At 39.4% G+C, this 21,111-nt stretch carries 21 protein-coding genes; 11 read left to right on the top strand and 10 right to left on the bottom strand.

Annotated elements, in window-relative coordinates:
* Window positions 1-423, top strand: a complete 423-nt coding sequence (locus ACFX4E_RS10015; protein ID WP_377258317.1) for an NUDIX hydrolase — start codon at window positions 1-3, stop codon at window positions 421-423.
* 110 nt (window positions 424-533) lie between these two features.
* Here ACFX4E_RS10015 and budA read toward each other — a convergent pair whose 3' ends face one another.
* The 6 genes from budA to ACFX4E_RS09985 form a co-directional block, all read right to left on the bottom strand.
* On the bottom strand, window positions 534-1,247 hold the full coding sequence (gene budA / locus ACFX4E_RS10010; protein WP_060744847.1) for an acetolactate decarboxylase: 714 nt from the start codon (window positions 1,245-1,247) through the stop codon (window positions 534-536).
* A gap of 16 nt (window positions 1,248-1,263) precedes the next feature.
* Entirely contained in the window at window positions 1,264-2,943 is a 1,680-nt protein-coding gene (gene alsS / locus ACFX4E_RS10005) for an acetolactate synthase AlsS (RefSeq protein WP_098433421.1), read from the bottom strand.
* Between the two features lie 226 nt (window positions 2,944-3,169).
* Window positions 3,170-3,334 (bottom strand): aspartyl-phosphate phosphatase Spo0E family protein, encoded by a 165-nt coding sequence (locus ACFX4E_RS10000; RefSeq protein ID WP_081731992.1) that lies wholly within the window; start codon window positions 3,332-3,334, stop codon window positions 3,170-3,172.
* Between the two features lie 869 nt (window positions 3,335-4,203).
* Window positions 4,204-4,401, bottom strand: a complete 198-nt coding sequence (locus ACFX4E_RS09995) for a YwbE family protein (RefSeq protein ID WP_028407531.1) — start codon at window positions 4,399-4,401, stop codon at window positions 4,204-4,206.
* Entirely contained in the window at window positions 4,401-4,580 is a 180-nt protein-coding gene (locus tag ACFX4E_RS09990; protein WP_060744848.1) for a hypothetical protein, read from the bottom strand. Before ACFX4E_RS09990 ends, ACFX4E_RS09995 begins: the two co-directional genes overlap by 1 nt.
* Window positions 4,581-4,662: 82 nt before the next feature.
* Complete coding sequence (locus ACFX4E_RS09985; RefSeq protein ID WP_013055500.1) at window positions 4,663-5,031, bottom strand: winged helix-turn-helix transcriptional regulator; 369 nt, start codon at window positions 5,029-5,031, stop codon at window positions 4,663-4,665.
* A gap of 329 nt (window positions 5,032-5,360) precedes the next feature.
* On the opposite strand from ACFX4E_RS09985, the gene ACFX4E_RS09980 reads away from it, so the two are divergent.
* From ACFX4E_RS09980 to ACFX4E_RS09945, 8 genes are all read left to right on the top strand, one after another.
* Window positions 5,361-6,560: an MFS transporter gene (locus ACFX4E_RS09980; RefSeq protein ID WP_028407533.1), complete on the top strand. Its 1,200-nt coding sequence runs from the start codon at window positions 5,361-5,363 to the stop codon at window positions 6,558-6,560.
* A 57-nt stretch (window positions 6,561-6,617) separates the two neighbouring features.
* Window positions 6,618-7,574, top strand: coding sequence for an LLM class oxidoreductase (locus tag ACFX4E_RS09975; protein WP_377258314.1), 957 nt, complete (start codon window positions 6,618-6,620; stop codon window positions 7,572-7,574).
* Window positions 7,575-8,029: 455 nt separating this feature from the next.
* On the top strand, window positions 8,030-8,956 hold the full coding sequence (gene mdcH, locus ACFX4E_RS09970) for a malonate decarboxylase subunit epsilon (RefSeq protein ID WP_377258311.1): 927 nt from the start codon (window positions 8,030-8,032) through the stop codon (window positions 8,954-8,956).
* A 37-nt stretch (window positions 8,957-8,993) separates the two neighbouring features.
* Entirely contained in the window at window positions 8,994-10,646 is a 1,653-nt protein-coding gene (mdcA, locus tag ACFX4E_RS09965; protein ID WP_377258308.1) for a malonate decarboxylase subunit alpha, read from the top strand.
* Window positions 10,647-10,651: 5 nt separating this feature from the next.
* On the top strand, window positions 10,652-11,518 hold the full coding sequence (locus ACFX4E_RS09960; RefSeq protein WP_098332469.1) for a triphosphoribosyl-dephospho-CoA synthase: 867 nt from the start codon (window positions 10,652-10,654) through the stop codon (window positions 11,516-11,518).
* A 23-nt stretch (window positions 11,519-11,541) separates the two neighbouring features.
* On the top strand, window positions 11,542-11,844 hold the full coding sequence (locus tag ACFX4E_RS09955; protein WP_028407538.1) for a malonate decarboxylase subunit delta: 303 nt from the start codon (window positions 11,542-11,544) through the stop codon (window positions 11,842-11,844).
* Window positions 11,831-13,531, top strand: coding sequence for a biotin-independent malonate decarboxylase subunit beta (gene mdcD / locus ACFX4E_RS09950; protein WP_377258305.1), 1,701 nt, complete (start codon window positions 11,831-11,833; stop codon window positions 13,529-13,531). Before ACFX4E_RS09955 ends, mdcD begins: the two co-directional genes overlap by 14 nt.
* A complete protein-coding gene (locus tag ACFX4E_RS09945) occupies window positions 13,519-14,127 on the top strand; it encodes a malonate decarboxylase holo-ACP synthase (RefSeq protein WP_098790865.1) in 609 nt (202 codons plus the stop codon). The genes mdcD and ACFX4E_RS09945 overlap by 13 nt, the downstream gene beginning before the upstream one ends.
* Window positions 14,128-14,166: 39 nt before the next feature.
* Here ACFX4E_RS09945 and ACFX4E_RS09940 read toward each other — a convergent pair whose 3' ends face one another.
* Window positions 14,167-15,105 (bottom strand): response regulator, encoded by a 939-nt coding sequence (locus ACFX4E_RS09940; RefSeq protein WP_028407541.1) that lies wholly within the window; start codon window positions 15,103-15,105, stop codon window positions 14,167-14,169.
* Between the two features lie 4 nt (window positions 15,106-15,109).
* On the bottom strand, window positions 15,110-16,360 hold the full coding sequence (locus tag ACFX4E_RS09935; protein WP_217599001.1) for an ATP-binding protein: 1,251 nt from the start codon (window positions 16,358-16,360) through the stop codon (window positions 15,110-15,112).
* 266 nt (window positions 16,361-16,626) lie between these two features.
* Between ACFX4E_RS09935 and ACFX4E_RS09930 the strand changes: the two genes are divergently transcribed.
* Together ACFX4E_RS09930 and ACFX4E_RS09925 are read left to right on the top strand one after the other, a co-directional pair.
* The gene (locus ACFX4E_RS09930; protein ID WP_028407543.1) at window positions 16,627-17,616 is read left to right on the top strand and encodes a glutaminase; all 990 of its coding nucleotides are present in this window, start codon (window positions 16,627-16,629) and stop codon (window positions 17,614-17,616) included.
* Window positions 17,617-17,718: 102 nt separating this feature from the next.
* Window positions 17,719-19,149: an alanine/glycine:cation symporter family protein gene (locus ACFX4E_RS09925; protein ID WP_050689307.1), complete on the top strand. Its 1,431-nt coding sequence runs from the start codon at window positions 17,719-17,721 to the stop codon at window positions 19,147-19,149.
* A 29-nt stretch (window positions 19,150-19,178) separates the two neighbouring features.
* On the opposite strand, the gene ACFX4E_RS09920 is transcribed toward ACFX4E_RS09925, so the two are convergent.
* Window positions 19,179-20,678, bottom strand: coding sequence for a sodium:solute symporter family protein (locus ACFX4E_RS09920; RefSeq protein WP_028407545.1), 1,500 nt, complete (start codon window positions 20,676-20,678; stop codon window positions 19,179-19,181).
* Window positions 20,678-20,881, bottom strand: a complete 204-nt coding sequence (locus ACFX4E_RS09915) for a DUF3311 domain-containing protein (protein WP_028407546.1) — start codon at window positions 20,879-20,881, stop codon at window positions 20,678-20,680. The genes ACFX4E_RS09920 and ACFX4E_RS09915 overlap by 1 nt, the downstream gene beginning before the upstream one ends.
* Between the last annotated feature and the right edge of the window lie 230 nt (window positions 20,882-21,111).

The raw sequence follows: 21,111 nt of genomic DNA, 5'->3' as shown, positions 1-21,111 counted from the left end.
TTGAATCAAAAATTAGCTGTAGCAGTTATGGTAATAAATCAAGATCACCACGTGCTTCTAGTCAAGAACCATAGACGGGGATGGGAATTTCCCGGTGGTTTTGTCGAAGCAGGTGAATCGATAAAAGATGCGGGTATACGAGAAGTTAAAGAAGAATCTGGAATTGTTATTGAAGTGACCAACTTTCTAGGAGTAGAACAAGATGTTAAACGATCTACTACTGTTATTTTATTAAAGGGAAAAGCGATTAGCGGGGAATTTTCTGTCTCCAGTGAAACGCAAGATGTGGGGTATTTTACGTTAGAAGAAGCAAAAAATATAATTAAATTAGATAACTTTAAGGATCGAATGACTAGATGTCTAAAAGAGGCTGAAACACCATTTTTCTATGTTTTAAAAGACACGGGCTCTTTTTACGTATAGGCGGAAGGTTTCTGTGTTGTGCTAGAAATGAAGCCTGAACTCGATTAAATAAAAAACGCTCATCGTCATGCATGACGATGAGCGTTTTTTATCAGTAAAAGTATCGTTGTTTATTCAGCGGTCGCAATTTCTTCTTCTACATCATGGTCTTCTAAGTTAGCATTTAAAAATTCACTTGTTTCCGATAAATTGAGATTTAATTTCGTTTTTTTGCAGATTTGAATTGTAACATCCTGAACGGAGACATCTAAAACATGTCCCCCTTCTTTTTTATATTCATCAATAAAGTGCAGGTGGTAGCCGGGAACACCGATGCCTGAAGAATATTCTGGCGTGTAAAAACCTGCTAGTGTTCCATTTACATCTGAAGATGTAAATGTAGGCTGATCAGCAGCCGCATCTACCATAGAAGGATAGGGCTTCTCTTGCTTTGCAACCGTGCGCGTTTTTACTTCTTTAAACTTCCCGTCAATGCGAACTGCATAGAATAAATTCGGGCTAGGAATAAGCTCGTTCATTAAGCTTTCTAGTTGTTCACGATTCATTTCCTTTTCTACACGATAAGAGATATCTTCATAAAAGGTTGTCATAATGGCAAAAGGTGTTTTTGCATCTTTACTAATAGGTGCGGCTTTTCCATCAGCAATATGATAAAATTCTCCGTCAAAGGCAATCATTTCACCATCCAATTGATTAAACGTACCGATGCCGAAATCACCTTTCTTAGCTAAATCCTTGTATGTGACAACACCGTCAAATACTCCGTCTAATAAAGCGATCATAGTGGAAGTTTGGTGAATTGTTAATTTTTCTTTATTGCTCATTCTTTACTCAGTCCTTTCAGTTAATTTGATCTGGCAGTAGCTGTGTATTTAGTTTTTCATTATCTTTATAATCTACAGGAACATCAATGATAACGGGGCCTTGTTCACGAAAAGAGCTTGCTAGAGTGTCCAGAAATTCTTCTGGTGAGTTAACTCTAAATCCTTTGGCACCAAAACTTTCAGCAAGCGTAACAAAGTCTACGCTGCCAAACTCTACTGCAGATTTTCGGCCATATTTAATCTGCTGTTGAAAGCCAACCATATCGTAGGTTTGATCGTTCCAGATAATGTGAACAATTGGTAAGTTTAACCGAACGGCTGTCTCGAGCTCCATAGCTGAAAATAAAAACCCGCCGTCTCCAGACATGGACAGAACTTTTTTATGGGGGCGAACGAGTGCAGCTGAAATGGCCCAAGGCAAAGCAACACCTAGTGTCTGCATACCGTTGCTGAATAGTAAATGCTGAGGTTCATAGGAACGAAAATAACGAGCCATCCATATGTAATGCGAACCAACGTCACATGTGATGGTAGTATCATCTTCAACAAAGTTCTGCAGAGCTTCAATTAATTGTAGGGGATGAAGGTGAGTGTCATTAGAAAACTCGTACTGATCGTCAGGTTGTTCAAGTTTGCTTTTTAGTGTTTTTAAAAAAGAAGCACTTTCTTTTGAACGTATTAAATGTGGGAGTTTATCCGCTAATATGTCAATTGTGCTTGGAATATCTCCTACTAACTCAATTTCCGGCTGATAATGGTGGTCAGCTTGTGCTTGTAAATCATCTAAATGAATAATGGTTCTTTGACTTTCTGAGTTCCAAAGAGAAGGAGGGTATTCAACTGGGTCATATCCGATTGTTAAGACGACGTCAGCATGCTTCAATAAGACGTCTCCAGGCTGATTGCGAAAAAGACCTACTCGCCCAAAAAAGTGAGTTTCAAGCTCTCGTGAAACAGCTCCCGCACCTTGGAACGTTTCCACCACAGGAAGGTCATGTTCCGCTATAAGCTGACGGATTGATTCCACTGCTTTAGATTTACTTGCTCTCATACCTAAAAGCAATACAGGTAGTTTTGCTGTGCGAATAGTGTGTATAGCTTGGGCAACAGCATCTAAATTAGCAGCCCCAATCGTAGGAGCTTTTAAAACGGATAGAGTGGAAGCTGATGTTTCGCTATCCATTACATCCTGCGGCAAGCTGACAAAAGATGCTCCTGAAGGAGAAGAAACAGCTTCGCGAAAGGCGTCTGTTATCACTTCTGGAACGTTTGCAGCGTCTTCTACCTCAACGCTGAATTTGGCGATAGATTTAAATAATCCTTCATTATCCATTGATTGATGCGTCTTTTTTAATCGATCTGCTCTTGGAACGGCTCCTGCTAGGGCTACCACTGGATCACCTTCAGAAGTAGCAGTGACAAGGCCAGTGGCTAAGTTAGCGGCACCTGGACCTGATGTGACAAGGCAAACGCCCGGCGTACCTGTCAGTCTTCCCATAGCAGCTGCCATAAACGCAGCATTTTGTTCATGGCGGCAAACAATTACTTCCGGCCCTTTTTCTTTCAAAACATCAAATACGCCATCAATTTTGGCTCCTGGAATGCCAAAAATATAAGGCACATTCTGACTTGCCAAACTTTCTACTAGCAAGTCAGCTCCTTTTTTTGTTTCGGTAGTATCAGCATTACTCATCATGCATTCTCTCCTTTATATTTCTTATATAGGTTTTAAGGCCTACTGATTGAATACCCAATTTGTATGACAACTAATCAAAGGAAAGGAGAAGGTTTTAATTTTCTAAATAAAAAACTTCCCTATTAATTAGGGAAGCAGAGATGTACCTATTGCGAATAAAACATATCTGTTTTATTTGTAGGTTTATGGTACCTGAGGGATAGCAAGTGAAAGTCCTACGCGGCTCTTATTTGGTATGGTTAAAAAGCTTTTGGTAACTAACAATTTTTTGATCTAGCTTTTGACTTAATTTTAAAATCTCACCCTGAGAATAGCTGCTTGTTTTCTTAGCTAATTGGTAAATATCTGATTGTAAGGCTCGAATTTCTTTTTCTAACTGAGGTTGCTTCATTGAAATCCTCTCCAAGTCAGAATACTTCTATCTTCTATGTTTTATCTTTTATCTAATAGTATGAAATTCCTTCATATTTGTAAAATGTTTTTTGTTTTGAAAAATATGACATAGGTGAAGAGCTGCTGACAAGCTTTGTCGAACACTTTTTTTACCTGTTTTCAACAAGTATGATATACTGAGGCTAGGAAAAATGACAATCTGGAGCGCACGTTCAGTTATTCTTAACAAGCGAATGAATTCTTAGCTTTGACAAGTTTAGCTTGTAAGGTGAAGAAATTCATCACATAATCTTATTAGATCTGAACCTTGTTAGCCCGGATGAGGATTTGTCGAAAACGATTCACTAGAAAAAACCTTCGAGACCGCCAACTCGGAGGTTTTTTTATTTTTGTGTATGGGAAGGGAAAAAAAGACATAGACTAATAAAGAAAAAGGTCCCGCACCCATAATCGGCCGTAGTTGATTACACCTTGTCCATTTCTGCAAGGAAGCTGTCTTTTTACTATAGGGAAGTGCCGCCAAACACCATTCCCTAAAGACAATCAGCACACGAGCCTTATGGATGAAGAACCTTTTAGACGATACTTATCGGTGATTACTTATTTTGCTACTGGAAAAATAGCAAAATAAGAGCGACTATGGCTCCTAAAAGCTCGACGTAAGCCGTTAGGAGCTGAACATTCTCAGCATCTAGGAAAAATGACTTGAGGATTTGTCTCAGACTATCCACCACCTTTTTTTCCTTGCGTGAATTCCCAAGGGAAAGAAAGGGGACGACAGTGCTTCTTTATTTTAACAAAAGTAGGAAATGATAAGTAGATTTATTTGAAGGATAAATTAAAAAAGCATGTAGAATACATGCTTTTTTAATTTGGGTAAATTTCTTTTATACGTCCGACTTGTCCATCTGTTAAACGAACTTTAATGCCGTGAGGGTGAAAGCTTGAATTGGTCAGAATGTCTTTGACCGTTCCATGTGTCAGTTTTCCAGAGCGCTGATCTGCTTTTAAAACAATGTCGACTTTAATTCCAGGAGCTACGTCTTTTCTATTTTGTCCGTTCATTATACACCTGTTCTCTTTCGCTGATTATTCGTTTTTTTTGTTTGTTGACTTGTCAGCTTTTTGGTTGCTTGATTAGTACTGCTGTTCTTAGCTTTATTTGAAGATTGGTTTTTCTTATTAGCAAGCTGCTGTTTAATAGCATCTTGAAGACTAATTTTCTTTTTTGATTGTTCTGTCATATGGGCTCCTCCTGAATACGTACATCGTCTGAAAAACAAAGAAAGTAAGGCAATGAAAAAGCTGACTATCTAGTCAGCTTTTTTAATTAGAAACAGTGACTTCTTCTACAGGCTGCATAAGTACAGCTTCTTTATCAGGATACGTTTTTTCAATATGATGTTCTCCCCAAGAGCATAATGAATCAAGAATGCTTTTTAAAGACCATCCGTAATCTGTTAAAGAATATTCTACTCGAGGCGGCATTTCATTGTACATTTTTCTAACAATGATGCCGTCTGCTTCAAGTTCACGAAGCTGCTGCGTTAATACTTTTTGTGTAACGCGCGGCATAATTCTTTTTAATTCTCCAGGGCGCTTTGTCCCTTTAATTAAGTGGCAAAGAATAACGACTTTCCACTTGCCTCCAATGACTTCTAGTGCCGCTTCCACTGGAATATTATATTTTTTCACGTTAACAACTCTCCTTGTTCTAGAGATAACGGTTAAATGCATGGTTTCGCATTTTTTCTGATGTTTATCATACCACTATAGAGCAGAATTTTCTAGGTGTAAGCATTTTTTTAGAATACCCAATAGTTCATGACTTTAGTATTTACGCTTATTGTAACCTCCAGGTACCTATATCACTTGAAAGTGCGTACTTTTTCTTTGGTTTTACATCGCTCATAATAACAATTGTTGATGGCGAGTTAGCGAATATATGAAAGGTACCTAAGCTAATCAGCCATAAAAGAAGCTATTATAAAGAAGTTATTATAACGAACAGGAGGCGTTAAAAAGTGAATACACTTTCACAAACACAACAAAGTAAAAAAAGCGGTGCTTTGCCGCTATTAGCGCTAGCTATTAGCGCCTTTGGGATCGGAACTACAGAGTTCGTTCCAGTAGGTTTATTATCATCGCTTGCAGATGATTTAAATATTTCCATTACACTAGCAGGGTTATTAATTTCAGGATACGCAATGGGAGTGGCATTTGGAGCTCCCGTATTAACAGCTTTAACAAGTAAAATGAGCAGAAAATCACTGTTAATGCTATTGATGGTTATTTTTATCGTAGGAAACTCAGTAGCAGCTTTATCAACAAGCTTTGGACTGCTGCTTATAGCACGAATTATTACTGCATTTTCACACGGAATTTTCTTTTCTATCGGTGCGACTATCGCTGCTGATTTGGTACCGGAAGATAAGCGGGCAAGTGCCATTGCTTTAATGTTTACAGGTTTAACAGTTGCAACGGTTACAGGCGTTCCGCTTGGTACATTTATCGGACAAGCTTTCGGCTGGAGAGCAACATTTTGGGGAGTAGCGTTACTTGGGGTTATTGCCATTATTGCAAGTGCTCTTTTAGTGCCTAAAAACTTAAAAGAAGCGCCGCCGGCAAAGTTTAGTGATCAATTGAAAATTTTGAAAAACGGGCCGCTTTTACTATCGTTTGCTATTACTGCCTTAGGATATGGCGGAACGTTTGTAGCCTATACGTATTTAGCACCTATTCTTGAAAAACTAACAGGATATGCACCAAGCGCGGTTAGTATCTTACTGCTGGTATACGGTGTAGCGGTAGCCATCGGAAATACAATCGGAGGAAAAGCTGCGAATAAAGACCCGTTAAAAGCATTATTTTGGATGTTTCTAATTCAAGCCGTTATCTTAGTTATTTTATCGTTTACTGCATCATTTAAAGTAGCGGGAACGATTACGATTTTTGCCATGGGCTTATTGGCATTTATGAACGTACCTGGACTGCAAGTGCTGGTCGTGAACTTAGCTGAAAAGTATGTTCCTTCAGCAGTGAATGTAGCGTCTGCGCTTAATATTGCTGCATTTAACGTTGGAATTGCTATTGGCTCCTTTGTAGGCGGCCTGATTGTTGATTCGATTGGTCTTGTTCATACTCCTTGGATTGGAGGAGTTATGGTTTTAGGAGCGGTCTTATTAACAGCATGGAGCCGCTCAATAGAAGCAAAAGCAAAATAAAACAAGAGATCATCGCCTTTTGCGATGATCTCTTATCTATAAAAGGAGAGGAAGCAAATGACTGCATTTCAACATCATAAGGCGTATCGTCGTATGTACAAGGAGAATGAGTTAACGTTAGGTTTGCATATGCCGCTTGAAAATTATCAGTATGCCACGCCTACGATGGAAAAACAAGTAGAGCTCACGCAGCTTTCAGAACAATATGGATTTACAAGCTTATGGTTCCGTGATGTCCTTCTTCAAGATCCATCATTTGGCGATCCAGCAACGGGTCAAATTTATGATATGCTTATTTATTTGACTTACCTTGCCAGTCAAACAAAAGAAATTGCTCTTAGTACATCTGCTATTGTGCTGCCTTTGCGTCATCCGCTTCGCGTAGCTAAAGAAATGGCAACCATTGATCAGCTTTTTCCTGAGCGGTTGATTATGGGCGTATCTTCTGGAGACCGTCAAGCAGATTTTCGAGGACTAGGTATTCCTCATGAAGAAAGAGGAAAGCGATTTACAGAGGCTTTTCATTATTTAGAAGCAGCGTTAAATCAAGATTTTCCATCTATCCAGTCTACTTTGGGTTCTGTTCAAGGAGCAAATGTGGTTCCTAAGCCAACGAAACGTATTCCAACGATGATCACGGGATACAGTCAGCAAAATATGGAGTGGTTTGCCCAGTATGGAGACGGCTGGATGTATTATCCTCGTCATCCTCATTTTCAAGCAGAAGCTATTACACAATGGAGGAAACTGGTTGACATCTATCATCCAGGCGTTTTTAAACCTTTTACGCAACCTATGCATCTAGATTTGGCAGAAGATCCAAATGAAATGCCAACGCCAATTCGTTTAGGATTTCGAGCAGGTCGTAATGCATTAATTGAGCTTCTTTCTATTTATAAAGAAATAGGAGTTAATCATCTCTTTTTTGCTCTTTTTGATAGTAAGCGTCCCGCTGAAGAAGTTATACATGAGCTTGGCGAAGAAGTGCTTCCGCATTTTCCGGCTCATCTGTAGCTAAAAGTACTTTAGTTGAAGATCCGAACGAGTTAGATTCTTAATGGAGAATCTAACTCGTTCGGTTTTTTTTATTGATAGGACGAACGTAGATTTTATGTATGTAGTTGCTTCTAGCGGTTGATTGGAGGACAAGACGAAGACTCCTGCGGGAAAAGCGGAATAGGTGAGACCGGCAGAAGTTTAGCGACGAGGAGGCTCAGCGGACGCACGCGGAAAGCGAAGTCTTGCACGGAAATCAACCGTGATGGAACAAGCGAGCCATATGAGCTCATGTATCCCATTTTTTCGTCTTTAGATTGGATTCATTTAGTTATATCCCAACCTCTTTTTTATATAGATTTCAAGTTATAGGATATATAAGAAATATGTATTAGAGTTATTGATCCTATGTTCTTTATAATAAAATTATCCATTATCTCCTTGGATGATATAAAGTCGAAAGGAGAAACACGATGAGTGTTGCATTTCTATTTCCAGGACAAGGTGCACAATATGCTGGTATGCTTCATGATATAAAAAATAAATGGGGATTAGCGACTACGTTTGAAGAAGCAAGTGAGGCATTAAATCAAGACGTATTATCGTTAGATTCGTCAGAAAAATTGAAATATAATAAAAATGTTCAGATATGTCTTTTTATTGCAGGAGTAGCTGCGGCTAGGTCATTTAAAAACAAAGGATACTCGCAAGACGTAGTAGGGGGGCATTCAATAGGGGCGTTTGGAGCAGCAGTTGCATCTGAAGTGTTATCTTTTAAAGAAGCTCTTCTTCTTGTGAAAAAAAGAGGGGAACTGATGGAAAATGCTTATCCTGATGGTTATGGTATGGGGGTTGTAATGGGACTTCGCGAGCATCAGCTTCTCTCTATTGTACATGAACTAGCAACTGATGCAGCTCCTGTGTACGTAGCGAATCTAAATGCTCCTGATCAAATGACGATTTCTGGCACCTTAAAAGCAATCGAGAAAGTTCTTGAAAAAGCATCTAAAAAAGGGGCTAGAAAAACTAAAATGCTTCATGTAACGGTGCCTTCTCACTGTCCTCTTATGGAAGGAGTTTCGAGTGAATTACGAAAAACAATAACTGAAGTAAAAGGAAAAGACCCGATCGTTCCTTTTATAGGTAATTGTAAAGCTCGGAAATTATGGAAAGCTGCTGATGTTAAGGAAGACTTGGCTGCGAGTGTTGCCCTGCCCGTTCGTTGGCATGATACGACGGAAGTTATGTATGAAATGGGCACAAGATTATATATTGAAATGGCTCCAGGAAGAGTGCTGACGGATTTGGCTGCTAAGAGCTTCCCTGAAGCAAGGGCTATTTCGGCAGCCGAATCTACGATGAAAACTTTGCTGATTTTAATGGAAAAAGAAAAAATATAAGCGTATTAATTTAGGAATGTCAGAAAGGAGCTAGAACATGAGTGGCATAAAAAAAACTTCAAAATCATGGACAACTCGCCGAGATCAAAAAGCAGCTCGCCTTGCACAAATAGACCATCTTCTTAAAGGAAAGTTATTGGGTAATGAACACATTATTGAAGCGTTAGAATTGCTTATATCACCCGGAGATAAAGTAGTGCTTGAAGGAGATAATCAAAAGCAAGCATCTTTTTTATCAAAAGCGCTGAATGAAGTAAGCGCTGATAAAGTAAACGGCCTTCATATGATTATGTCTAGTATTTCACGTCCCGAACATCTCGACATATTTGAAAAAGGAATTGCTGAAAAAATTGATTTTTCGTACGCCGGTGCTCAAAGCCTTCGCGTGTCTCAAATGATTGAAGATGAGACGTTGAAAATGGGAGAAATTCATACATATCTAGAGCTTTACGGACGCCTTTTCATTGATTTAATTCCGAACATTGCCTTAGTGGCTGCTGACAAAGCGGACGCACAAGGTAATTTATATACAGGAGCAAATACGGAAGAAACACCAACCATTATCGAGGCAACGGCGTTTAAGGATGGAATTGTTATTGTGCAGGTAAATGAACTTGTTGAAGAACTTCCGCGAGTGGATATTCCGGCTTCTTGGATTGATTGTATCGTCGTGGCGGATCAGCCTTATCAATTGGAAGCTTTATTTACGCGAGATCCTCGTCATATTACAGAGCTCCAAATTTTAATGGGTATGATGACAATTAGGGGGATCTATGAACGCCACAGCGTACAATCATTAAATCATGGCATTGGCTTTAATACCGCTGCAATTGAGCTTTTGCTGCCTACTTATGGAGAAAAGTTAGGACTGAAAGGTAAAATATGCAAGCATTGGGCTCTGAATCCTCACCCTACGTTAATTCCGGCTATTGAAAGCGGATGGATCGAGAGCGTGCACTGCTTTGGCGGAGAAGTAGGGATGGAACAATACACAGCAGCGCGTCCAGATGTGTTTTTTACAGGACGCGACGGCAGCCTGCGCTCAAACCGTGCGATGTGTCAAGTGGCTGGTCAATATGCGGTAGATGCTTTTGTAGGATCAACTTTGCAAATAGATGGAGAAGGAAATTCTTCTACCGTCACATCTGGACGTTTGTCAGGGTTTGGCGGAGCGCCTAATATGGGACATGACCCTAGAGGCCGCCGACATTCTACCCCTGCTTGGCTAGATATGATAAACGAGCAGCACGAACTAGCAAGAGGCAAAAAGCTAGTTGTTCAAATGGTTGAAACCTTTCAATCAGGAAATGAGCCTGTTTTTGTGGAGTCTTTGGATGCGATAAAGGTAGCGAAACAAGCAGGATTAGCTACTGCTCCTGTCATGATTTACGGAGATGATGTGACGCATGTTGTGACGGAAGGAGGAATTGCTTATTTATATAAAGCACAAAGCTTGGACGAAAGAAAAGCAGCGCTTGAAGCAGTAGCAGGGGTAACACCTATAGGCCTGCGACATAACCAAAATAAAGTGGAAAAGATGCGCAGAGATGGCCTAGTGGCTTTTCCCGAAGATTTACAGATTCGCCGTACAGAAGCAAAGCGTTCATTATTGGCAGCGAGAAGTGTCGAAGATTTAGTAGAATGGTCGGATGGCTTGTATAATCCGCCTGCTAAATTTAGGAGCTGGTAAGGAATATGCGTATTCAAAGTATTCAAGAAGAGCCAAGACCAGCTGTGTTTTACTCATGTCTAATAGCTAAAATGGCAGTTACCGCTCTGGTTGATGAAGCGGTGCTTACACCTAAGCCTGGGCTTGTAGATGCAGCAACAACTGGATCTCATCAAGATATGAATATTGAGACGCTGTTAACTTCTGCTTATGCTTTACAACCGACCTTTTTACAGATTGCATTATACAGTCAAGGAAAGCAGCCAAGTCAGATGCTGAGGGAAGAAATTGCTCGAATTGGACGCGAGGGCGAACAAATTATGTACGCGGCTACGGATGGTGTTAATACACACAAAGGAGCCATTTGGGCATTAGGTCTACTTGCTTCTGCAACAGCAGTTTGCGGCATTCAAGCATCACCTGCATCCATCACAGAAGCTGCAGGACAAATTGCTCGTTATGCAGATCGTTTTTGTCCTCTGCATTCATCTAATGGGCTTCGTGTGAAAAAACAGTATGGCGCAAAAGGAGCGGCTGGAGAGGCGAAGCAGGGGTTTCCCCACGTGATTCATATAGGCTTGCCTGCTTTACATAAAGCTCGCAAGCTAGGCATACATGAAACATCAGCAAGGATTGATACTTTAGTAACATTAATTGCCAACCTTGATGATACGTGTATTTTGCATCGTGCTGGTCCGGTTGTGTTAGAGGAGGTTAAAATGGCGGCATCCAATGTGTTACAAGCTGGAGGGGTATCTACATCAATGGGAAAACAGCGGCTAGAAGCGTTAGATCATATGCTTCTATCATCTAACGCTTCTCCAGGCGGAAGTGCAGATTTGCTGGCTGCTGTATTATTTTTAGATCGAATATCTCTTTTTAAAGAATCGTAAACGTCTGCAGGGAGGAGTGGCTAATGGAAACGTTAGTGTTTAAATACAAAGCCGATCGAAAGTTAACTCAGCGCGCACATGTAGGCGTTGTTGGTTCAGGGGATTTAGAAATTTTATTGGTTCCTTCGGATGAAGAACATGCTCACGTATCAGTACGAACAGGAAGTGAAGGGTTTAGTGAAACCTGGAAAGCCGTATTAGACCGGTTCTTTAGCGTTCATACCATTCAAGCGAAAATTGTAATTAATGATTTCGGTGCTACGCCTGGTGTAGTCGCCTTGCGTCTTGCACAAGCTTTGGAGGTGAGTGAAAATGGGAGTGAATAGTCAAAGCTTTATTGAGTTAAATGGAAGAGAACGAGCGAAGGCAATCTTAGATCAAGGAACATTCTATGAGCTGCTTGGCCCTTTTGACGGAATCGAATCGCCTCATTTACCTAAGCAAAATATTGTTCCTCAAAGCGATGATGGTGTCATTATAGCAGGTGGGCTGATAGCAGGAGAGCCAGCCGTTGTCATTTCCATAGAAGGAGGATTTCAAGGGGGAGGCATTGGTGAAGTATCGGGAGCTAAAATTGCAGGAGCTTTAGAACTAGCCCTTAATAATCACAAAAAAGGTGTTCCTGTCAGACCTGTTTTTCTATTCGATACAGGAGGGGTAAGGCTCCAAGAAGCGAATTATGGACTTTTGTCGATATCTGAAATTGGCTCAGCTGTGGTTGCTTTGCGTGAGTATACACCTGTTGTTGGAGTTATCTCAGGAAATGTAGGCTGCTTTGGAGGAATGTCCATCACTGCTTCACTCTTTAGTTATCTCATTATGACAAAAGAAGCAAGGTTTGGCCTTAACGGCCCTGAAGTGATCGAGCAAGAAGCAGGGGTTGAAGAGTTTGATGCAAGAGATCGAAGCTTAATCTGGAAAACGATTGGCGGTATTCAACGCTATGAAACCGGGTTTGCAAATGCCTTAGCACAGGATGATGTCACTGCTATTCAACGAGCGGTTCAAGAGACGTTTCAGAAGAAAGAAAAAGCAACTAGTAAAACAGAACAAGTAGATTTTTACAGACATTTGCTTAGTAAGGTTGATCCTTCAGAAAAAATGGCTCCTGATCAGTTTCAACAATTGTATAAAGCAACAAAAAATGAACCTATCCCTTCAACAGTCTCTTACTCATTGAATGAAGTTCCAGGTCACATGCCCAACAGCCGCGGTCGCGTGTGGATCAAGGCCTTAATAAATGATGAAGAAGCAGATTTTGAAATTCCTTCCGTTCTTTATAAAGACGCATTGCTAGGAAGAGAAAAGGTCCGATATATATCGGTTGTACCTAATCCTTATAATCGTTTCTTACGTGCACGAAAAGGGGGAGTAGGACTCGATGAAGGATGGGCAATTGCCAAGCACGTTCGTGAAGTAATAAACGAAGATCGAAATCAATCTCCGCGCCCTATAATTGCCATTGTAGACGTACCGAGTCAAGCGTATGGCTATCATGAAGAACTTCTAGGTATTCACTATGCTTGCGGTGCTGCGGCTGATGCTTATGCAGCAGCGCGCTTAGCAGGTCATCCGGTTATTACGCTAATTGTCGGAAAAGCAATTTCAGGAGCATTTTTGGCTCATGGATACCAATCAAATCGAATTGTGGCTTTAAAAGACGAAGGAGTAAATGTTCACGCCATGTCCAAACAGTCGGCAGCGCGTATTACTAAAAGAAGTATAAAAGAACTTGAAGAAGCTTCAAAGAAAGTCCCGTCCATGGCTTATGATATTGAATCATTTGCCTCACTTGGCGCTTTATATGAGCTGGTTAGCGGTATTCAAGCAGAGCAGCCCACAGAGCGCGACGTTCAAACGATTCAAGATATTTTGACTGGAGCAGTAGAAGATGTACGCCGTGAAGGTGTGTACGATTTAAGCACCCGGCTATACAGTGAGCAAGCAAGGAAGGAAGGGCGAAAAGCTTCTTTATTAGTAAGAGATGAGTTGGAAAAACAATGGAATATATAGCTCATGATTTACTTCAGTTAAAAGAGGAAGTAAAGCTTATCAGTTATACACCTATCCCCGATTGGGTGGAGCATTCTTTAGCGAAGGCTCCGCTTGTCGTTGTAAGGCGGGCTGTTCACCGAGATAGCCTGATACCTGTTGGAGTAAGGGGAGAAAGAAGAAATCAACGTTTTGGAGCATTTGTATCTGAGCAGGCCGTTAAACAAAGAATTAGGCCGGAAGATCTCGTTTCTATTTTTCAAAACGGCCACTTTAGAAACATGCCAGCCATAGGTGCTTTAAAAGAAGTCACAATTATTTTAAAAGATTTTGCGTGGGGACCAACCGGCAGTGTGGGATTCGAATTTGCAAGTGGTGCCGAAGTTGTTACAACAACTAGTGATTTGGATATACTTATTCGACTTTCTTCTTATTTGTCGGTGGAACAAGCGCAACTGATAGTTAATCAGTTAAAAGAGTGTCCAGTTTCTGTAGATGTACAGGTAGAAACAGAAAAAGGAGCATTTTCTCTGATGGAATATGCAAGAGGAGAAAAGAAGCTGCTTCTGCGTACTGTATATGGACCTACCTTAGTAAAACTGAATCAATTAGTATAAAAGACGGAAGAGGTATTTGCACCTTTTCCGTCTTTTCTATCAATACCAGCTTTTTTCCTTGCTTAACAAGCGTTTTGCTTCAAAAAAGAATATTTGAATGAACTTTTTAGTGTTAATGCGAATCGGCAAAATTTTAGAATCTCCCTGCAATTCTTTCATTTTTTTACGAACGGCTGTAAAGTCAAAAAACTTAGAAGCATAATTTTCAAACTTTGGATTTGAAAAATCTGTTAATCCAATAGAAGCAAAGTGATTTAGTGAGTGAGTAACTGCTCGTCTTATACGCTGTTCACAAGCTTTGGTTTCACGGTTAATTTCAATAGAAGACGCGTGAGCTCCTAATTTTTTCTCCGCAACATTTACAAAAATATTTTTTAGAGAAGGAAAATGTTTTTCCACACTTTCTCTTTGGTCATAAGTGTACAGAAACTGTAAAATATCCAGTAAATCTTTTGCACCATTTTCTCCTACAATACCTAACTCGGCTAATAAGAATTTTCCTACATCGTATAGATGGGCTTGTTTCGTTATCGGCTGGCTTGAAGGGGGAGCGTGATGAGCTGTCGCTAAACTATTCAAGGAGGTTTTAATATCGTCGATTGATTTCTCAAGGGAGATTCGTTCCATTACTTTTCGAATAACCGTTAAAATTTCAATTCGATTAATTGGTTTTGTAATATAGTATTCAATTCCTAATGAGTAAGCCTCTCCTATCAATTCTTTGGACTCTACCTGTGAAATCATAATCATTTTTCCGTTAAATGAATCTTTTAAATGACGGATTGTTTCGATTCCGTCCCGTCCTGGCATAAGTAAATCGATAAATAAAATATCAATTTGTTTTAAATTTAACGTAGAGGCATCTAAAAAGCTTCCGTCGACGACTTCTTCTACAACTTCTCCTAAATCCTCATCTTCAATCAGCTGACTGAGCGTTGAACGAATAGCTGAATCGTCATCTGTAATACAAAATCGCATAAACTCATCCTTTCTGAATTAGATTACGAAGGGGGATTTGAATGATAAAGGTCATTCCGCTGTCTTCTTGTGTAGCTTTAATCGTACCTTCAAGTTCTTGAACAATATCTTTTACATAAGAAAGACCAATGCCAGTAGAGGGGTTTCCAAATTGATCGTACTTTGAGGTGAAACCAGGTTCAAAAATAGCTTTTTCGTACTTTAAAGGTACTCCAGGACCGTTGTCTTGTACATGAAATTCTACATGTTCAGCTTGTCTATGTACCGATAAAACAATCCTTCCCTCATCTTTAATCGCCTCCACTGCGTTTGCTACCAAGTTATTAATGATCGATAAAATGGTATAAACGTGGTAGCTGAAATGTTCCCCGTTTACAGAAGAAAAAAAGGTGATTTGTTTGTGAAGAGAATCGGCATATTTTTTGTTGATGCGTACGATCAGCTCGATTAATTCCTCTGCTTTCATATAATTTTGGAAACTTTCATTTGAAATTGTTTTAGATAAGCCCGCAAAAATACGCTGGTTGTCTTTTTTTACTTCGTGAATATCTCCGGCAATCCGAAGCGCTTTTTTACTGAGCGTTTGGTTTAGCACAGAATGATCTTTTTCCTGCTGATTTAATACACGGTATAAATCGTACGAAGCTTTTGTAATGGCTTCTGTATTATGAAGGGTCTTTTTTAAATGAACGGTTTCTTCATAAAGGCTTGTAATGAGCATTAGCATGTGCTCATTTTGTTTGCGTATTTGACGTTCCCGTGACTGTGATTCATAAATCGTCATCATATTAAAAAAGCTGAGTACAATGAAGCTGTGAGCAAAAGCAATAACGGCCATGTCAGATAATGAATCGACATGGATTGTTGTGTGCAAAACTATATACTGCGCAGTTAGTTCCACTACATCAGCAGCAATTTCAATGATGAGTCCAATCACTCCAATTACAATAGCACTATAGTTCATGCGGCTTACTTTAAAAATAAAAAATAAAAGTGCATACGTAAAGTAGAAGAAAAACGTAGGGTAATGCGTATGTGCAGAAGCCGCAAATTGAAAATGATCGAGCATGATATAATCGAGCATGATGCGAAAGAGAACGACGCTTAAAGCGGTTAACAAGCCCCCGGCTAAAACGGTTTTCCGTTTTAAAAGCAACAGGAAAAAGAAAAATGTAGGAGCTCCAAATGTAATTCGAAATGTTTCATTTAACGGATAAAATTTTAACTCTCCCGCCAGCGGGACAGTAATGAGCATGAGCAATAAAATGTACGGATCTTTTCGAATGAAAGATTTAAAATTCAGACAATTCCACCTCCTGAAGTGATTCGTGAATTAGTATACATTGTGACGGCGTCCAGCACAATGGAGAAGAGTGCCAAAGATAAAAATATAATTCCAAAAAGTTTTGTAGGTTTTTGTATGCTCTCGTAGGTTGCATTGTACATTAAAAACGAAAATGAAATCTCGCTTTATGAAAGCGCTTTAAAATAAAAAGTTAATTAAGTGATGAGGTGATTTTAATGAAAAGAGAAATTGAACAGGAAATGTCTTACTTACAGCTCACTGCAAAAGACCGGTTACATGAGTGGGTGCAACAAATAAAAGAATTTTCGTCAGAAGGAAAGACGGCTGATTACATTCCAGCGCTGAAAGATATGGACTCGTCTCAATTAGGTATTTGTTTGATTGGTGCTGACGGAACAGTTATCCAATCTGGAGATTATGAATCGGTATTTACTCTTCAAAGTATTTCCAAAGTCATTAGCTTTATAGCAGCTTGCTTATGCTGCGGCATTCCTTATGTGCTAGAGAGAGTGGATGTAGAGCCGACTGGAGATGCATTTAATTCTATTATAAGACTGGAAATGCATAAACCAGGAAAGCCGTTCAATCCTATGATTAACGCTGGTGCTTTAACGGTTTCATCTCTTTTATCTGGGGAGACGGCAAAAGAAAAATTAAGCTATTTGTTTGATGTGATAACGATGCTTACCGGGAAAACACCACTCATTAATGAAACGGTCTTTGAATCAGAATGGCAAACGTCTCATCGAAATCGTGCGCTTGCTTACTATTTAAAAGAAACGAACTACTTGCAAGGAGAAGTAGAAGAAGTTCTAGAGGTTTACTTAAAGCAGTGCTCAATTGAAGTAACGACTGAAGATATTGCACTGATTGGATTAATTCTGTCATTAGACGGATACCATCCAGTGTTTCATAAACAAGTAATTCCAAAAGAAGTAGCTAAATTAACAAAAGCGCTCATGCTTACATGCGGTATGTATAATGCTTCAGGAAAGTTTGCGGCATTTGTTGGTATGCCAGCTAAAAGCGGTGTATCGGGAGGAATCATGTCATTGGTGCCACCTAATACGAAAAAGCAGTCTCCATTTCCAGACGGATGCGGTATCGGAATATACAGTCCAGCTATTGATGAATACGGGAATAGCGTAAAAGGTGTTACGCTGCTAAAAAAAATCGCAAAAGAATGGGATTTGAGTATTTTTTAGTCTATTTACGTACTCTTCATTCGCTTCAATAATATAAACACCAAGAGAAAAAACTTTCATGTTTTGCATTTGTTCTACCAAATTTTTAATGAGGTGATAGGCATGCAACAAGCAATCGAAAGTGTGATTAGCGTCATCAATGATTTTTTTTGGTCGAATTTATTAATTATTTTACTTGTCTCAATTGGTATTTATTTTACGATTCGCTCTCGTTTTTTGCAGTTTCGCATGTTGAAAGAAATGGTACTTGTTTTGAAAGAAGGACGAGCGGCTAAAGGTGGAGGAGTCTCCCCGTTTCAAGCTTTTTGCATAAGCATGGCAGCTCGAGTAGGAACGGGAAATATTACAGGGATAGCGATTGCTATTGCACTTGGTGGCCCGGGTGCTGTATTTTGGATGTGGATTATTGCCATTATCGGTTCAGTATCAAGTTTTGTAGAAAGTACACTCGCTCAAATTTATAAAGTAAAAGGATCAAACGGGTTTCGAGGAGGACCCGCTTATTATATGGAAAAAGGGTTAAATAAAAGGTGGATGGGCGGGCTATTTGCTGTACTCATTACACTATCATTTGGCCTGGTGTTTAACGCTGTGCAGTCTAATACGATTACGCTGGCATTTGAGAACTCTTTTGGAACGAGCCGCTTGTTGGTTGGGATTATTATGACAGTTATATTTGCGGTAATTATTTTTGGCGGAATCAAACGCATCGCCAAGATATCGGAATACATCGTGGTCGTATTGGCCGTTTTATACATTGGAATGGCTCTGTTCATTATCTTTAAAAATATTGATCAAATGCCTGCGGTTCTATCTCTAATTGTGAAAAATGCATTTGGATTTGAACAAGCGCTTGGGGGATCAATTGGTGCAACGTTAATCAATGGAGTAAAGCGCGGACTGTTTTCCAATGAAGCAGGAATGGGAAGTGCTCCCAACGCGGCGGCAACTGCAGTGACGAGTCATCCAGTTAAACAAGGTCTTATCCAAGCATTTGGTGTCTTGACGGATACACTCGTGATTTGTACAAGCACAGCATTTATCGTTCTCTTATCCCCAGCCTATAAGCAGGGACTAAGCGGCATTGAACTAACGCAGGCTTCTCTTAGTACCCATATCGGCTCTTGGGCATCGGGGTTTTTAGCTATCATGGTATTTCTATTTGCTTTTAGTACGTTAATTGGCAATTATTATTATGGAGAAACGAATATTGAGTTTTTAAATTCAAATAAGATGTGGCTTTGGTCTTATCGTGTAGGTGTTTTAGCGATGGTTATTTTTGGATCGATTGCTCAGCTTCAGCTTGTATGGAACTTGGCAGACTTATTTATGGGGATGATGGTAGTCGTGAACTTGATTGCTATTTTTCTATTATCGAAAGTGGCATTTTCCGCCTTGCATGACTATACTCAGCAGAAAAAGGAAGGGAAAAATCCAGTCTTTTATAGAGATGCGTTAGAAAACAATCAAAATATCGAATGCTGGGAAAGAGAATCTACTCCACCCCCTTCTGAAAAAGAGAATATTATCTAAAAAAAGTTCAGCCAATTGGCTGAACTTTTTTATGCGTTTTTCTTTAATTCAGTTTGCGGAGTGCCTTTAGAAAACAATGTTTCTTTCACACCGTTAGTTGCTGCTTTTGTTTTGGCCGAAAAGATTGGATTTAAAATAACAACTACGAGTAAGTTAGATAATAATCCCCAGAACCCTTCATAAAGACCAAATGAATTTCCTGTGGCATGGACGGTAAACGTTACAACCAGCCCTACTACTAATCCAGCAATCGTACTTTCTTTCGATTGATTTCTCCAGAACAGGCTGATAACGATAGCCGGGAAGATTTGTACCATACCAGATACCCCTAGTAACTGTAGGGAAACAAGTGCTTGAGGGAATAATAAACCGAATAAAAGTGCCAGTCCAATAACAACGAAAACCATAGAACGAGTAACCATTGTTAATGTTTTACCCTGTACATTTGGATTAATTAAATCTCTGAATATATTATTTGCAAATAAGTTAGATGCTCCGATAGCCATGATAGAACATGGAATTAATGAAGCAAGAGCAATCGTTGCATAAGCTAACCCTTGGCCAATGCCGCCATATGAATACTGAATTAAGGTTAATAATGCTAATCTAGGATCCGTTGTATCTTGAGGTAATACTTGATAAGCAATAAATCCTAAGAAGATGACTAGAATTAAAACAATATTGTAAAGCGGTAAGAAAATAGCATTTTTACGAAGCGAATCTGCACTTTTAGCAGTGAAAACACCTGTAGCAGCGTGGGCCCACATGAATAAAGCTAAAGCAGATACGAGTGATGCTGTAATAAACCATGGAATGCCTTTAGGTCCTTGTGTTGGGATCGTTAATAGCTGAGGTGCATCCTTTGCAACATTGTCGATCATGTTGCCCCAGCTTCCAAAATGCATAATTGGCAGAGAAACAACCATAAATAACATAATGGCCCATACTAAAATATCTTTAATAATTGCCGTATATGTGGGACCTTTAATTCCGCTGAAAAAGGTATAAAGAGCCACAAGAAAGAATGAAAGAATAACGACTGCTTTTACGTTAATGTAGCCAGTTCCTGCAACGCGAAGAGTATCTTGAATACCGCTAAGCTGAAGATCAATATATGGAATGAGCATCAATACACCTACTATAGCAATTAAAGAGGAGAGAAATTTACTGCTAAAACGTTCTCTGGCATAATCAGCAAGCGTAGTAAGTTTGTGCTTTTTAGCAACAGTCCAAAGCTTTGGAAGAAAAAAGTATGAAATTAAAAAGGCTAAAACAGAGTAAGGGATGGCAAAAAATGCGATGCTTCCTCCCTGATAAGCTGTACTTGTAAGACCTAGGAATGTATAAGCAGTATATAAATCTGCTCCTACTAAAAGCCAGACGAGCAGGCTTCCAAAACGTCTTCCACCTACAGCCCACTCTTCAACTGAGCTTCTAGATGATTTGTCACGTCCCGCTATAAAGCCAATTGCGATAACAACAAGAACAATTGCTGATGTGATTAAAAGTGCTGTTAAATTTCCTTGCATTATTCAATGTCCCCCCAAGATTTTTGTAAACGATAAATAATAAATGTACATACAGGCGTTAAGAAGACCCATAAAAATAACCATAAATGCAAAAGAGGTAATCCAAAAATAATTGGATGAATGTTATTTACAAAAGGTAAAACAGCGAATTGAGCAATAAATGGAATGATGAATAAAATAAAAATTATGAATTTTCTGTTCAATTTTACTCCTCCTACTAAAAATTTATCTAACAATGTTCACTATGATAGCAAGTCTGACATGGTAAAGCAATAAGTTTTTTGAAAATTTCGTTATAATCTATGAAAATTTTTTTAGAAAAACAAAAAAGAGCTTGTGATGAGAGTATATTTGAAATGATTATGAAAGAAAAAAAGGGGAATAATCTAAGCGAAGTTGCTCTTGAAGCAAAAAGAGAACGGAAAAGAAGAAA

This window comes from Priestia sp. YIM B13491, assembly GCF_042787605.1.
Lineage (GTDB): Bacteria > Bacillota > Bacilli > Bacillales > Bacillaceae_H > Priestia > Priestia megaterium_E.
Note: the sequence above shows the minus strand (reverse complement) of the source record. Positions and strands in the feature narration are given on the sequence as shown.

Coding starts and splice junctions, on each gene's coding strand:
- ACFX4E_RS09920 (WP_028407545.1), bottom strand. CDS start 20,678: ATGCAAGGAAATTTAACAGCACTTTTAATCACATCAGCAATTGTTCTT.
- mdcH (WP_377258311.1), top strand. CDS start 8,030: ATGAGTGTTGCATTTCTATTTCCAGGACAAGGTGCACAATATGCTGGT.
- ACFX4E_RS09945 (WP_098790865.1), top strand. CDS start 13,519: ATGGAATATATAGCTCATGATTTACTTCAGTTAAAAGAGGAAGTAAAG.
- ACFX4E_RS09960 (WP_098332469.1), top strand. CDS start 10,652: ATGCGTATTCAAAGTATTCAAGAAGAGCCAAGACCAGCTGTGTTTTAC.
- ACFX4E_RS09925 (WP_050689307.1), top strand. CDS start 17,719: ATGCAACAAGCAATCGAAAGTGTGATTAGCGTCATCAATGATTTTTTT.
- ACFX4E_RS10000 (WP_081731992.1), bottom strand. CDS start 3,334: ATGAAGCAACCTCAGTTAGAAAAAGAAATTCGAGCCTTACAATCAGAT.
- ACFX4E_RS09975 (WP_377258314.1), top strand. CDS start 6,618: ATGACTGCATTTCAACATCATAAGGCGTATCGTCGTATGTACAAGGAG.
- ACFX4E_RS09995 (WP_028407531.1), bottom strand. CDS start 4,401: ATGAACGGACAAAATAGAAAAGACGTAGCTCCTGGAATTAAAGTCGAC.
- ACFX4E_RS09955 (WP_028407538.1), top strand. CDS start 11,542: ATGGAAACGTTAGTGTTTAAATACAAAGCCGATCGAAAGTTAACTCAG.
- ACFX4E_RS09940 (WP_028407541.1), bottom strand. CDS start 15,105: ATGCGATTTTGTATTACAGATGACGATTCAGCTATTCGTTCAACGCTC.
- mdcD (WP_377258305.1), top strand. CDS start 11,831: ATGGGAGTGAATAGTCAAAGCTTTATTGAGTTAAATGGAAGAGAACGA.
- mdcA (WP_377258308.1), top strand. CDS start 8,994: ATGAGTGGCATAAAAAAAACTTCAAAATCATGGACAACTCGCCGAGAT.
- ACFX4E_RS09930 (WP_028407543.1), top strand. CDS start 16,627: ATGAAAAGAGAAATTGAACAGGAAATGTCTTACTTACAGCTCACTGCA.
- ACFX4E_RS09935 (WP_217599001.1), bottom strand. CDS start 16,360: ATGCTCATTACTGTCCCGCTGGCGGGAGAGTTAAAATTTTATCCGTTA.
- alsS (WP_098433421.1), bottom strand. CDS start 2,943: ATGATGAGTAATGCTGATACTACCGAAACAAAAAAAGGAGCTGACTTG.
- ACFX4E_RS09990 (WP_060744848.1), bottom strand. CDS start 4,580: ATGACAGAACAATCAAAAAAGAAAATTAGTCTTCAAGATGCTATTAAA.
- budA (WP_060744847.1), bottom strand. CDS start 1,247: ATGAGCAATAAAGAAAAATTAACAATTCACCAAACTTCCACTATGATC.